12 protein-coding genes are annotated in these 12316 nt (G+C 71.3%); 4 read left to right on the top strand and 8 right to left on the bottom strand.

Annotation, left to right across the window (positions count from 1 at the left end; translation table 11 throughout):
- The first annotated feature begins 31 nt into the window (after positions 1-31).
- From NL142_RS13140 to NL142_RS13130, 3 genes are all read left to right on the top strand, one after another.
- Positions 32-664 carry a DNA-directed RNA polymerase subunit beta gene (locus tag NL142_RS13140; protein ID WP_194685003.1) on the top strand — a complete coding sequence of 211 codons (633 nt, stop codon included), beginning with the start codon at positions 32-34 and terminating at the stop codon, positions 662-664.
- 555 nt (positions 665-1219) lie between these two features.
- Entirely contained in the window at positions 1220-1822 is a 603-nt protein-coding gene (locus tag NL142_RS13135) for a sigma-70 family RNA polymerase sigma factor (protein WP_435080103.1), read from the top strand.
- Positions 1819-2682, top strand: coding sequence for an anti-sigma factor (locus NL142_RS13130; protein WP_435080102.1), 864 nt, complete (start codon positions 1819-1821; stop codon positions 2680-2682). The genes NL142_RS13135 and NL142_RS13130 overlap by 4 nt, the downstream gene beginning before the upstream one ends.
- Before the next feature lie 80 nt (positions 2683-2762).
- Here the strand turns inward: NL142_RS13130 and pstB are convergent, their stop codons facing one another.
- The 8 genes from pstB to NL142_RS13090 form a co-directional block, all read right to left on the bottom strand.
- Entirely contained in the window at positions 2763-3542 is a 780-nt protein-coding gene (gene pstB / locus NL142_RS13125) for a phosphate ABC transporter ATP-binding protein PstB (protein WP_012298002.1), read from the bottom strand.
- A gap of 43 nt (positions 3543-3585) precedes the next feature.
- Complete coding sequence (pstA, locus tag NL142_RS13120) at positions 3586-4686, bottom strand: phosphate ABC transporter permease PstA (RefSeq protein ID WP_194685001.1); 1101 nt, start codon at positions 4684-4686, stop codon at positions 3586-3588.
- The gene (gene pstC / locus NL142_RS13115; RefSeq protein WP_435080101.1) at positions 4686-5696 is read right to left on the bottom strand and encodes a phosphate ABC transporter permease subunit PstC; all 1011 of its coding nucleotides are present in this window, start codon (positions 5694-5696) and stop codon (positions 4686-4688) included. Before pstC ends, pstA begins: the two co-directional genes overlap by 1 nt.
- Before the next feature lie 107 nt (positions 5697-5803).
- Positions 5804-6901 carry a phosphate ABC transporter substrate-binding protein PstS gene (locus tag NL142_RS13110; RefSeq protein WP_435080100.1) on the bottom strand — a complete coding sequence of 366 codons (1098 nt, stop codon included), beginning with the start codon at positions 6899-6901 and terminating at the stop codon, positions 5804-5806.
- Positions 6902-7101: 200 nt separating this feature from the next.
- Positions 7102-8052 (bottom strand): NUDIX hydrolase, encoded by a 951-nt coding sequence (locus tag NL142_RS13105; protein WP_435080099.1) that lies wholly within the window; start codon positions 8050-8052, stop codon positions 7102-7104.
- A gap of 32 nt (positions 8053-8084) precedes the next feature.
- Entirely contained in the window at positions 8085-10268 is a 2184-nt protein-coding gene (locus NL142_RS13100; RefSeq protein WP_104235137.1) for an RNA degradosome polyphosphate kinase, read from the bottom strand.
- 93 nt (positions 10269-10361) lie between these two features.
- The gene (mshD, locus tag NL142_RS13095; protein ID WP_435080098.1) at positions 10362-11276 is read right to left on the bottom strand and encodes a mycothiol synthase; all 915 of its coding nucleotides are present in this window, start codon (positions 11274-11276) and stop codon (positions 10362-10364) included.
- On the bottom strand, positions 11245-11937 hold the full coding sequence (locus NL142_RS13090; protein ID WP_194684996.1) for a response regulator transcription factor: 693 nt from the start codon (positions 11935-11937) through the stop codon (positions 11245-11247). The genes mshD and NL142_RS13090 overlap by 32 nt, the downstream gene beginning before the upstream one ends.
- Positions 11938-11990: 53 nt before the next feature.
- Between NL142_RS13090 and NL142_RS13085 the strand changes: the two genes are divergently transcribed.
- Positions 11991-12257 carry a hypothetical protein gene (locus NL142_RS13085; RefSeq protein ID WP_194684995.1) on the top strand — a complete coding sequence of 89 codons (267 nt, stop codon included), beginning with the start codon at positions 11991-11993 and terminating at the stop codon, positions 12255-12257.
- The last annotated feature ends 59 nt before the right edge of the window (positions 12258-12316 follow it).

The following is a 12316-nucleotide window of genomic DNA, read 5'->3' as shown; positions in this document are numbered from 1 at the left end:
GGGAGGATCCGTCCGGCGTACGCTTGCCGGGATGTCCGGCGAATACCACAAGCCCACCAAGTTCTCCGGGGCCAAGTTCGAGAGCATGCTCGGCGGCGACGACCCCGCCACGATCAGCCGCGTGGCCCACGAGACCGCGTCGGCGCTGCTGGCGCGCGTGCGGGCGGATCCGGACCCCGCGGTCGTCGAGCGCCTCATCGCGTACACCGACGAGCACGGCATCGACGCGGTCGCCGAGCTGTGGTCGCGCGCCAGCCCGCGCAGCCTGCCGGGCGCGCTCTGGCGGCTGTACCTCATGCGCGCGCTCATCCGGCAGGATCCCGACGGCATCAGCCTCCTCTACCAGCGCGGGACCGAGGTGGCCACGACCATCGACCCGGTCGTCGCCGGCGCCACCGCTCCGACCGGCCCGGCGGAGATCGTCGAGCTCGCCGACAGCATCCTCCGCGGCCTCTTCACGGGCGACTTCGCGGTGGCCCTCGACCGCGCGGGCGCCTTCAGTCGGCTGGCCGCCCTCGGCGCCACGAGCGTCGCGGACGACCTCGACGCGACGGCGTCGCCGGAGCGCGCGGGGGACCTCACCACGCGCGCCCTCCGCCTCTCGCAGATGGCCGCCGACCTCGTGCAGTGCGCCCGGCTCTGGCGGAGCGACCGCCTCGACTGACCCGTCCCACGCGTGGATCCGCCCGTTCGCTGTGAGCGCGACCCCCGGGACGACAGCCCGCGCCGACTCGGTTACAGTGGTTCCTGGTCGGGCCGCAGTACTCCCGGGTACCAATATTCGCCGCTCCGAGCGGCCTCGCGCCGAGAGGCGTCCTGCGGCCCGGCTCCTCATCTCCCTCCCCCTCCTCCGCGGAGGGACGGCCCCCGTGCGAGCGGCCGAGATCCCCGCGTCCGCACCGCCGAATCCCCACGGCCTGTGACCAATCCGTGACGCGACTCGCGCCGAAGAGTCATCGTGAGGCGCTCACCCGCCTCGCATCCGTCACCCGCGAGGGTGCGACCCGCATCGGTCGGGTCCTGCCCGCGTGGCAGGCCGCCCGGCCATCCCAGATGTCCCGCACCGCGGGATCCCGGCTGGTGCGGGGCACCGCATGCCCGCGGATCGGCTCCCCACCATCCGCACCACGACCGGAAAGCACCACATGACCTCCCCGCAGCACCACCCAGGCCAGGCGGGCCCCGCCCTGCCTGCATGCGGTTCGCTCGCGGGTCTGAGATGCTGGGGCTCGTGCCTTCATCGATCGAGCGTCCCCACCTCCCAGGGCCGGCGGACCCCGAGTCGAAGGAGTCGCTCCTCGGCCGCGTCGCCCAGGGCGACCGGCGTGCCTTCTCGGAGCTCTACGACCAGCTCGCTCCCCGTGTCCTCGGACTCGTCCGCCGACTCCTCGTCGACCACGCGCAGTCGGAGGAGGTCACGCAGGAGATCTTCCTGGAGATCTGGCAGTCCGCTTCCCGCTTCGATCCCGCCAAGGGCGCAGCGACCACGTGGGTGCTCACCATGGCCCACCGCCGCGCGGTCGACCGCGTGCGCGCCTCCCAGTCCAGCCGCGATCGCGATGTCCGCATCGGCATCCGCGACCACGAGAACGGCTACGACCAGGTCTCCGAGACCGTCGAGATCAGCATCGAGCACGAGAGGGTCAAGAAGGCCATGACGAAGCTCACCGAGATCCAGCGCCAGGCCGTCTCCCTCGCCTACTACGGCGGCTACAGCCACAGCGAGGTCGCGTCGATGCTCGACGTGCCCATCGGCACCGTGAAGACACGCCTGCGCGACGGCATGATCCGCCTGCGCGACGAGATGGGGGTCGCATCATGACCACCGACGACGACATCCGCACGCTCACCGCGGCGTACGCGCTCGGAGCGGTCGACGCCGAGGAGGCCGCCGAGTTCGAGGCCCTGCTCGAGCGCGACCCCGTCCTGCGCGCCGAGGTCGAGGAGCTGCGGGCGACCGCGGCCGACCTCGCCTGGACCGCCGAGCCGGTGGATCCCTCGCCGCGCCTCAAGGTCGACATCATGGCCATGCTCGACGCCACGCCGCAGCTGCCGCCGCTCGTCGCGCCGACCGCGGCGACGGACGACGACCGCCGACCCGCGCCCGTCACCGAGCTGCGTCCCGCGGCCTCCGCGGGCGCTGTCCCCGGTTCCTCCGCGTCATCGTCCTCCGCTCCGCGCGAGCGCCTCGGATCCGCATCCGCCCGCGCCTCCGAGCGGTGGTTCCGCAAGCCCGGAGCCCTCATCGGCGTCGCCGCGGCGGCCGTCGTGCTCGTCGTGGGCGGCGTGGTCGTCGGCACGAACGTGGGCGGCCCCGGCACCTCGCAGGCGCCGGTCGCCTCCGCCTACGAGCGGGTCACCACGGCCTCCGACGTCGTCATCGACAAGCGCGACGTCGTCGGCGGCGGCACGGCCACGGTCTACTTCTCCGCCTCGGAGGCCAAGACGGCCGTCGTCCTGAACGACGCCTCGCCGCTGCCCGAGGGCCGCGTGCTCCAGATGTGGTACGTCGGCGCATCCGGTCCCGTGTCCGCCGGGGTCATGCCGGCCGCGGACGGAGCGGGTCACGCCGTGCTCGACGGCAGCTACACCCCCGGCGACACCGTGGCCATAACGGTCGAGCCCGAGGGCGGATCCGAGCAGCCCACCACCGAGCCCATCGTGGCGGTCACCAGCACCTGATCGGCGCCGCACGGCCCGTTCATCGGAAAGGCCCCCGCATCCTGAGGATGCGGGGGCCTTCGCCGTGCGAGGAGTCGGGATCAGCCGAAGCGGCCGCTCACGTAGTCCTCGGTCGCCTGCACGCTGGGCTTGGAGAACATCGTGGTGGTGTCGTCGTACTCGATGAGCTTGCCGGGCTTGCCGGTGCCGGCGATGTTGAAGAAGGCCGTGCGGTCGGAGACGCGGCTGGCCTGCTGCATGTTGTGGGTCACGATGACGATCGTGTACTGCGCCTTGAGCTCCTCGATGAGGTCCTCGATGGCGAGCGTGGAGATGGGGTCGAGCGCGGAGCACGGCTCGTCCATCAGCACCACGTCGGGCTGCACCGCGATGGCGCGCGCGATGCAGAGGCGCTGCTGCTGGCCGCCCGAGAGGCCGGATCCGGGGAGGGCCAGGCGGTCCTTCACCTCGTTCCAGAGGTTGGCGCCCTGCAGGGACTGCTCGACGAGCGCGTCCGCGTCCGACTTGGAGATCTTGCGGTTGTTGAGCTTGACGCCCGCGAGCACGTTGTCGCGGATCGACATGGTGGGGAACGGGTTCGGCCGCTGGAAGACCATGCCGACCTGGCGGCGCACGAGCACCGGGTCGACGCCGGGGCCGTAGAGGTCGTTGCCGTCGACCAGCACCTCGCCCTCCACGTACGCACCGGGGATCACCTCGTGCATGCGGTTGAGCGTGCGGAGGAAGGTCGACTTGCCGCAGCCGGACGGGCCGATGAACGCGGTGACGGTGCGCGGCTCGATCCGCAGGTTGACGTCCTCGACCGCCTTGAACTTGCCGTAGTAGACGTTCAGGTCGTTGACTTCGATGCTCTTGGACAAAGGTGTTCCTACCGATCGGGTGAGTGGGCCGGGGGAGCGGGTGCTAGCGGCCGAGCTTGGGGGCGAAGATGCGGGCGATGAGCCGGGCGATGACGTTCAGCACCATGACGATGAGGATCAGCACGAGCGCGCCGGTCCACGCGCGGTCCACGTAGGCGAACGCGTCGCTGCCCTGGTCGGCGTACTGCCGGAACACGAACACCGGCAGGGTCATCATCTGGTCCTTGAAGGGGTTGTAGTTCATGCTCTGCGTGAACCCGGCGACGATGAGGAGCGGTGCGGTCTCGCCTATGACGCGGGCGATCGCGAGCATCACGCCCGTGACGATGCCGGCGAGCGACGTGGGCAGCACGATCTTCACGATCGTCAGCCACTTCGGCACGCCGAGCGCGTAGGAGGCCTCGCGGAGCTCGTTCGGCACCAGCTTGAGCATCTCCTCGGCGCTGCGCACGACCACGGGGATCATCAGCACCGAGAGCGCCAGCGCGCCGCCGAAGCCGAGGCGGACGCCGGGGCCGAGGAATATCACCAGCAGCGCGTACGCGAACAGGCCCGCGACGATCGAGGGGATGCCCGTCATGACGTCGACGAAGAACGTGATGGCACGGGCCAGGCGGCCGCGGCCGTACTCGACGAGGTAGATGGCCGCCATCAGGCCCACGGGGATGGAGATCACCGCGGCGATGGCCGTGACGATCAGCGTGCCGATGATGGCGTGGAGGCCGCCACCGCCCTCGCCCACCACGTTGCGGAGGCTCGAGTTGAAGAACAGCGGGTCGAAGCGGTTGGAGCCGTTGGTGACCGCCGTGAACACGAGCGAGATGAGCGGGATGAGCGCGAGCACGAACGCGACCGTGACGAGGATCGTGATGACCCGGTCCTTCGCCTTCCGCTCGCCCTCCACGGCGAGGGAGAAGCAGAACAGCGCGACGCCGAACAGGATCGTGCCGAACACGGCCGTGCCGACGAGGTTGAAGCTGTCCGCGGCGCCCGAGAGCTCGAGCACCAGGAACACGGCCGCCATGACGAGCCAGGACACGACGAAGATCGCCGGGGCCGTGAACCGGTGCAGCTTGCCGGCGGTGAGGGAGTTGGGGAGGGTGCTCGCGACGGGACGCGTGCGGGAGGGTGCGGTCGTCGCCATTAGTTCGCTCCGGAGAAGGCCTTGCGGCGGCTGATGATGTAGCGGGCCAGCATGTTCACGGCCAGCGTGATGACGAAGAGCATGAGGCCGGATGCGATGAGCTCGTTGATCTTGAGGCCGTACGCCTCGGGGAAGCTCAGCGCGATGTTCGCGGCGATGGTGTTCGAGTTCGTGGACTGGAACCAGGCGAAGTTCACGACCGCGGCGGGGGAGAGGACGATCGCGACCGCCATCGTCTCGCCGAGGGCGCGGCCGAGGCCGAGCATGGAGGCGGAGATGATGCCGGGGCGGCCGAACGGCAGGACGGCGGTCTGGATCATCTCCCAGCGGGTCGCGCCGAGGGCGAGCGCCGCCTCCTCGTGCAGCTTCGGCGTCTGCAGGAAGACCTCGCGGCAGAGCGCGGTGACGATCGGCAGGATCATGACGGCGAGGACCACCGCGACCGTGAAGATCGTGCGGCCGGTGCCCGAGACGGGGCCGGCGAAGAGCGGGAACCAGCCGAACGTGTCGGTGAGGAACGTGTAGAACGGCTGCAGGAACTTCGCCAGCACCGCGATGCCCCAGAGGCCGAACACCACGGAGGGGACGGCGGCGAGCAGGTCGATGACGTAGCCGAGGCCCTGGGCCAGGCGGCGGGGCGCGTAGTGCGAGATGAAGAGCGCGATGCCGATGGCGACGGGGACGGCCATGAGCATGGCGAGCGCCGCGGCGTAGACGGTGCCGAACATGAGCGGCCCGACGTAGGCCCAGAAGCCGCCGCCGCCGGAGATCTCGGCAGGAGGTGCGGTGAGGGCCGGGATGCTCTGCACGATGAGGAACAGCGCGACGGCCGCGAGGATCACGAGGATCAGCGTGCCTGACCCGCGGGAGAGGCCGGAGAAGACGCGGTCGCCCACGCGGGCCTTGGGCTTCGCGTCCCGGGAGCTGCGGGGAGCTGCGGTGGCGGCGGCGACGTCGCGCGGCCGATCGGACTCGGGAGCCTGGGGAGGCTGCGGGGCGGCGGTCGTCATGGGTCGGGATCCCTTGGGTCGAGACGGTGGGGCTGGGGGCGGCGGGGCCGCCCGTGGGAGCGCCCCCTGACCCGCGCTGGCGCGGATCAGGGGGCGGACGGCTGGTGCTACTTGATCGACTCGACCGCGGTCTTGACCTGAGCGGAGACCGTGTCGGAGAGCGGCGCGGCGCCGGCCTTCTCGCCGGCGAGCTGCTGGCCCTCGCTGCTGGTCACGTAGCCGAGGTAGGCCTTGACGAGCTCGCCGACGGCCGGGTCCTTGTACTCCTGGCAGGCGATGAGGTAGCTGACGAGGACGATCGGGTAGACACCCGACTCGGTGGTGGAGTAGTCGATGTCGAAGACGACGTCGTTCGCCTCGCGGCCCTCGGCCTCGGGCGAGGCCTCGACGACGGCGGCTGCGGCCTCGGGCGAGTAGCCGACGAACTCGTCGCCGACCTTGATCTTCGCGACCCCGAGGGTGCCGGCCTTGGACGCGTCGGCGTAGCCGATGATGTTGGTGCCGCCCTTGACGGCGTCGACCACGCCGGTCGTGCCCTGGGCCGCCTCGCCACCCTGGTAGGGCCAGACGCCCTTGGGCTCCGCGTCCCAGACCGTCTTGGCCGTGGTGTTGAGGTACTTCGCGAAGTTCTCGGTGGTGCCCGAGTCGTCCGAGCGGTGCACGGCGGTGATGCCGGCGTCGGGCAGGGTGGCGTCGGGGTTGAGCGCGACGATGGCCGGGTCGTTCCACTTCGTGATGGTGCCCTTGAAGATGCCTGCCGTGGTGGCGGCGTCGAGGTTCAGGTCCTTCACGCCCTCGACCTGGAAGATCAGCGCGATGGGGGAGATGTACGCGGGGAGGTCGATCGGCTTGACGCCGTCGGCGCACTGGCCGAACGTGCCCGTGAGCTCGTCGGTCTTGAGCGCGCGGTCGGAGCCGGCGAAGTTCGCGTTCTGGCCGCCGGCCATGAACGCCTCGCGGCCGGCGCCGGAACCCTCGCCGGCGTAGGTGACGGTGACGCCGGGGTTGGCGGTCTGGAACGCGGCGTTCCAGGCCTCCTGGGCTGCGCCCTGGGAGGTGGCGCCGATGCCGTTGAGCGTGCCGGACAGGGTGGACGCCGATGCGTCGCCGCCCTCGGCGGGCGCCTCGTTGGAGGCGCAGGAGGAGAGTGCGAGTGCGGTGACGGCGGCGAGCGCTGCTGCGCTGCTGAGACGCGAGATCTTCACGTGATGGAGCCTTCCGGGTATTTCTTGCTGTGAGGAGGCAGGTGCATGCCCCTCGACGAAGCTATGTCGGGCTCTTGACCGGTTCGGCCGATATCGGTGAACGGGAGGTGAACAGACCGCGTGGATCGGCACGGGCTCAGGCGTGCGGGCGCACAGTTGTCGGTCGGCCGTGTTCGGGGTTTCGAGGCGGCCGGGCGCCGTCAGGCCGACGGCCCGTACGTCTCCACCGCGAGGATCCCCGCCTCGGGGTCCGACGCCGACAGGTGCACCACCGAGAACTCGGCGGGTGACAGCATCCCCGCCCGCGGCATGCGGCTCGCGCGGGGCGTCTCGGTGGCGAGGGCGATCTCGTGCAGGATCTCCGGCAGGACCGGGCTGTGGCTGCAGAGCACGGCGCTGCGGGCCTTGCGCACGCGCTTCGCGACGGTCTCCCGCACGGATCCTCCGTAGGTCTCGTACGCGTCCTGGCTGATGCCCGCGTCCTCCTTCACCCGACGGCCGAGGGCCTCCGCGAGGGGCGCCACCGTCTGCATGCAGCGCTCGGCGGTGCTGCTCGTGACGACCCGCGGACCGAAGGCGAGGAGCGTCGGCACGATCGCCCGCGCGTCCTCCCGCCCGCGCGCGCTGAGCGGCCGCGACGCGTCCGCTCCATCCCACTCGTACGGCTGCACGGCGTGGCCGTGGCGCAGGGCGATGAGGGCGAACGACCGGTGCGAGCCCGTCTCCACGAGCCCGGCGAAGAGGTCGAGGATCTGCACCTCGCCCGGGTAGTCGAGGCGCTTGCGGGCGTTGGGGATCGAGACCCACTCGACGCTCTCGACCTCGTCGTCCGGCTCGAAGCGGCTGGCCTCGACCATGGCGTCGGTGGCCTCCGCCGCCCAGTAGCTCACCGACTTGCGGCGACCGCCGGAGATGCCGTACTCGATGGCGCCGAGCGGCACGCCGAGCGCGACCCGGAGGCCGGTCTCCTCGTGCACCTCGCGGACGGCGGTCTGCGGGAGCGTCTCGCCGGGATCCACCTTGCCCTTCGGCAGGGAGGTGTCGCGGCGTCGCGTGCGGTGGATGATGAGCACCCGGATCCGGCCGTCTACCACGCGCCAGACGACGGCGCCCGCGGCGAAGACGGAGGGGGCAGGGGGCACGTCCCCCACGCTAGCGGGGCCGGGGCTCCGTGGAGCCCCGCTCAGCGGAGCACGCGCCGCTTGCGCTTGGACACGATGCCCATCACCGCGGTCTGCAGGTCCTCCAGCGTGGTGCCGTCCGCGCCCTTGTTGCGGCGCGTCCACTCGCCGGCGGAGTCGAGGATCCACGCGGAGGTCGTGTCGGCCATGGCGCGGTCGAACAGGTCCTCGATCTCCTGCAGGTGCGCGGGATCCACGAGCCGCACGAGCGCCTCCACCCGGCGGTCGAGGTTGCGGTGCATCATGTCGGCGCTGCCGATGAAGGTGGCCTGGTCGCCGTCGTTGACGAACGAGAACACGCGGCTGTGCTCGAGGTAGCGCCCGAGGATCGACCGCACCTCGATGTTCTCGCTGAGCCCCGGCTGCCCCGGCGTGAGCGAGCAGATGCCGCGCACCCAGACCTGCACGGGAACGCCCGCGTTGCTGGCCCGGTAGAGCGCGTCGATGATCTTCTCGTCGACGATGGAGTTGACCTTGATGCGGATGCCGCTCGGCTTGCCGTCGAGCGCGTTCTGCGTCTCCACCGCGATGCGCTTGAGCAGGCCCTTCCGAAGGTGCAGCGGCGCGACGAGCAGGCGCTTGAACTTCTTCTCGATGCCGTAGCCGGAGAGCTCGTTGAACAGGCGCGTGAGGTCCTTGCCCACCACGTCGTCCGCCGTGAGGAGCCCGAGGTCCTCGTAGATGCGGCTCGTCTTGGGGTTGTAGTTGCCCGTGCCGATGTGGCTGTAGTGCCGTAGCACCCCGCCCTTCTCCTGGCGGATGACGAGCGCGAGCTTGCAGTGCGTCTTGAGGCCCGCGACGCCGTAGACGACGTGCACCCCGGCCTTCTCGAGCTTGCGGGCCCACGTGATGTTGGCCTGCTCGTCGAAGCGGGCCTTGATCTCCACCAGCGCGAGCACCTGCTTGCCCGCCTCGGCCGCGTCGATGAGCGCCTCGACGATGGGGCTGTCGCCGCTCGTGCGGTAGAGCGTCTGCTTGATGGCGAGCACGTGCGGATCCGCGGCGGCCTGCTCGAGGAACGCCTGCACGCTCGTGGTGAACGACTCGTAGGGGTGGTGCAGCAGGATGTCCTGCTGCGCGATGGAGCGGAAGATGTCGGCCCGCGAGTTGTCCTCGGCGGGCTTCAGCGCGACGGCCGTGGTGGGCACGTTGTTCGGGTAGTGCAGCGCCGGGCGGTCGAGCTTGGCGAGGTCGAACAGGCCGCCGAGGTCGAGCGGGGACGGGAGCGTGAACACCTCCTGCTCGGTGATGTCGAGCTCGCGCATGAGCAGGTCGAGCGTGACCGCGTCCATGTCGTCCGAGATCTCGAGGCGGATGGGCGGGCCGAACCGGCGGCGCAGCAGCTCCTTCTCGAGGGCCTGGATGAGGTTCTCGGTCTCGTCCTCCTCGATCTGCACGTCCTCGTTGCGCGTGACGCGGAACACGTGGTGCTCGACGATCTCCATGCCGGGGAACAGCGTCTGCAGCTGGTTCGCGATGAGGTCCTCGAGCGCGATGAAGTCGATGGGGCCGGAGCGCGTGTCGGGCGTGAGCGGCATGAAGCGCGGCAGCATCTGCGGCACCTTGATGCGCGCGAACTCCTGGCGGTTCGTCTTCGGGTTGCGGATGCGGACCGAGAGGTTGAGCGACAGGCCCGAGATGTAGGGGAACGGGTGCGCGGGATCCACCGCGAGCGGCATGAGCACGGGGAACACCTGCTCGGAGAACAGCTCGTGAAGGCGGTCCTGCTGCGCCTCGTCGAGCGAGTCCCAGCGCACGATGCGGATGCCGTGCTCCTCGAGCGCCGGGCGGACGCTGTCGTTGAAGGCCGCCGCATGGCGGACCTGCAGGCGGTAGGCGGTCTCGTTGATGGCGGAGAGCACCTCGGCGGGGGTGCGGCCGATGTTCGTGGGGACGGCGAGGCCCGTGGCGATGCGGCGCTTGAGGCCGGCGACGCGGACCATGAAGAACTCGTCGAGGTTGCTCGCGAAGATGGCGAGGAAGTTGGCGCGCTCGAGGACCGGCAGCTCGGGGTCCTCCGCCAGCTCGAGGACGCGGCGGTTGAACGCCAGCCAGCTCAGCTCGCGGTCGAGGAAGCGCCCCTCGGGGAGGGTCCCGTCGTCCTCGAGGAGCTCGTCCTCGTCATCGAAGTCGTCCAGGGATTCGGCGACCGCCTTCGCATCGCCGATGTACGTCTCGCTGTCCATCCGCCCATCATGGCATCGCGGTGTGCGCTCCGCCCTCCGGCAGGTGAACGCAGGGTGAACCGCATCGGGGGAGCGCCGGGGGAGGCGCGGGGATCAGGCGCGGCGGTACTGGACGTCGACCGCGGCGTCGCGGAAGGCGGCTCGGCGGTAGAGCGCGAGGGCGGGCGCGTTGTCGGCCTCGACGTAGAGGTCGACCTCGTCGTGGCCGCGCTCGGCGAGCAGATCGAGACCGGCGGCGAGGAGGGCGGATCCGAGTCCGCGGGCCGCGCGGTCGGGATCCACGCCCAGCACGTACACCTCGGCCTGGCCGCCCTCCACCTTGAGCCAGTGGAAGCCGGCCAGCCGGCCGTCCGCGTCGCGGGCGAGGAGCAGGAGGGCCGGGTCGAACCACGGCTCGGCGATGCGGTCGCAGAGGTCGGCGCGGGTCATGCGGCCCTGCTCGGGGTGGCTCGCGAAGGCGCGCGCGTTGAGCGCGACCCAGTCGTCGGCGTCCTCGGCGGTGAAGGGGGAGAGCGCGAGGCCCGCCGGCATCGGGCGCTCGCCGAGGCCCGTGCGCGCCTCGGCGACCGCCGCGCGCAGCTGCAGGAGCTCGCGGGCCCGGTCGAGGCCCGTCGCGGCGGCGAGGGCGCGGGCCGCGGGGTGGTCCCCGTGCGCCCAGACGGAGGCCGGCGATCCCGCGGCCTCCGCGAGCACGGCGTCGAGGAGCGCGCGACCTACGCCCCGGCGGCGGTGGGCCGGATCCACGACGAGCTCGGCCTCGATGCCGCCGTCGCCCCGCGCGACGACAGCAGCGCCGATCGGGCGCTCGTCCGTCCCCTGGACGACGAGGAGGGCGGGGCCGTCCTCCGTGCCGAGCGTCAGGCGGGTCTGCTCGTTGAACGGGGCGACGGCGTCGTCCGCGCGTGCGCGGTCGGCGAGCTCGAGGCTCCTGCGGACGACGTCGGGGGTGGGCTCGACGCGGGCGACGCGCGCGGCGTCAGGCTCCGGCGGGGGCGGGAACGCGCTCACTGTCCTCCTCGTACACGTTGAAGCGGTAGCCGACGTTGCGCACCGTGCCGATGAGCGACTCGAGGTCGCCGAGCTTGGCCCGCAGGCGCCGCACGTGCACGTCGACCGTGCGCGTGCCGCCGAAGTAGTCGTAGCCCCACACCTCGCTGAGCAGCTGCTCGCGCGTGAAGACCCGCGACGGGTGGCTCGCGAAGAAGCGCAGCAGCTCGAACTCCTTGAAGGTGAGGTCGAGCGGCTTGCCGTGCACCTTGGCGGAGTAGCTGGCCTCGTCGATGACCACCCCGGACGCCTGGATCTTGCTGCCCGTGTGCTCGAGCGCCGCGCGGCCGATCACGAGGCGCACGCGCGCGTCGACCTCGGCGGGACCGGCGGAGTCGAGGATCACGTCGGTCGCGCCCCAGTCGGCGCTGACCGCCGTGAGGCCGCCCTCGGTGAGCACGAGGATGAGCGGCGTGCCGCCGCCCGTGGTGGTGAGGATCTTGCAGAGCGACTTCGCGCTGGCGAGGTCGCGCCGGGCGTCCACGAGCACGAGGTCGGCAGCGGGGGCGTTCACGAGGCTCGCCGCATCCGCCTGGACGTGCCGCGTCCGGTGGCTGAGGAGCCCGAGCGCCGGGAGCACGTCGGTGTCCGCGGACGAGGTCAGGATCAACAGCTGGGCCACAGGGATCCTCCATGGATGAATTCCCCCCATGATACGTGGGGCAGGATTGCAGGGTGACCTCCCCCCTGCGCAGCCTCGTCCCCGTCTGGCTGGCCGCCGCCGTCGGCGCGGTCGTGGTGGCGGTGGCCGTCGGTCCCGACGCCGCCCCGCGCTGGTTCCCCCTCGTGCTCGCCACGTGCGTCGTCGCGACCTTCGTGATCCAGCTGGCCCTGCCCCGCAAGACGGGCTTCGTCGACCGCGCCGTCGGCAGCGTCGTCGGGGCCGTGCTCGTGCTCGTCGCGGCCACCGCCGTCGTTCTCCTCGTGCCCGTCGCCGCCTAGACCGGCCGGTCGGATCCGGCCGCCCGTGGGGTAGATTGGGGCCATGTCGTCGCTGCTTG

The sequence above is a fragment of the Clavibacter quasicaliforniensis genome (assembly GCF_051201715.1).
Lineage (GTDB): Bacteria > Actinomycetota > Actinomycetes > Actinomycetales > Microbacteriaceae > Clavibacter > Clavibacter seminis.
The sequence above is the reverse complement of the archived record's forward strand: the minus strand, read 5'-3'. Positions and strand labels throughout refer to the sequence as shown.

Bases quoted from the DNA above. Each gene is read 5' to 3' on its own strand.
- NL142_RS13140 (WP_194685003.1), top strand. From the start codon at position 32: ATGTCCGGCGAATACCACAAGCCCACCAAGTTCTCCGGGGCCAAGTTC.
- NL142_RS13135 (WP_435080103.1), top strand. From the start codon at position 1,220: ATGCTGGGGCTCGTGCCTTCATCGATCGAGCGTCCCCACCTCCCAGGG.
- NL142_RS13130 (WP_435080102.1), top strand. From the start codon at position 1,819: ATGACCACCGACGACGACATCCGCACGCTCACCGCGGCGTACGCGCTC.
- pstA (WP_194685001.1), bottom strand. From the start codon at position 4,686: ATGGCGACGACCGCACCCTCCCGCACGCGTCCCGTCGCGAGCACCCTC.
- pstC (WP_435080101.1), bottom strand. From the start codon at position 5,696: ATGACGACCGCCGCCCCGCAGCCTCCCCAGGCTCCCGAGTCCGATCGG.
- NL142_RS13100 (WP_104235137.1), bottom strand. From the start codon at position 10,268: ATGGACAGCGAGACGTACATCGGCGATGCGAAGGCGGTCGCCGAATCC.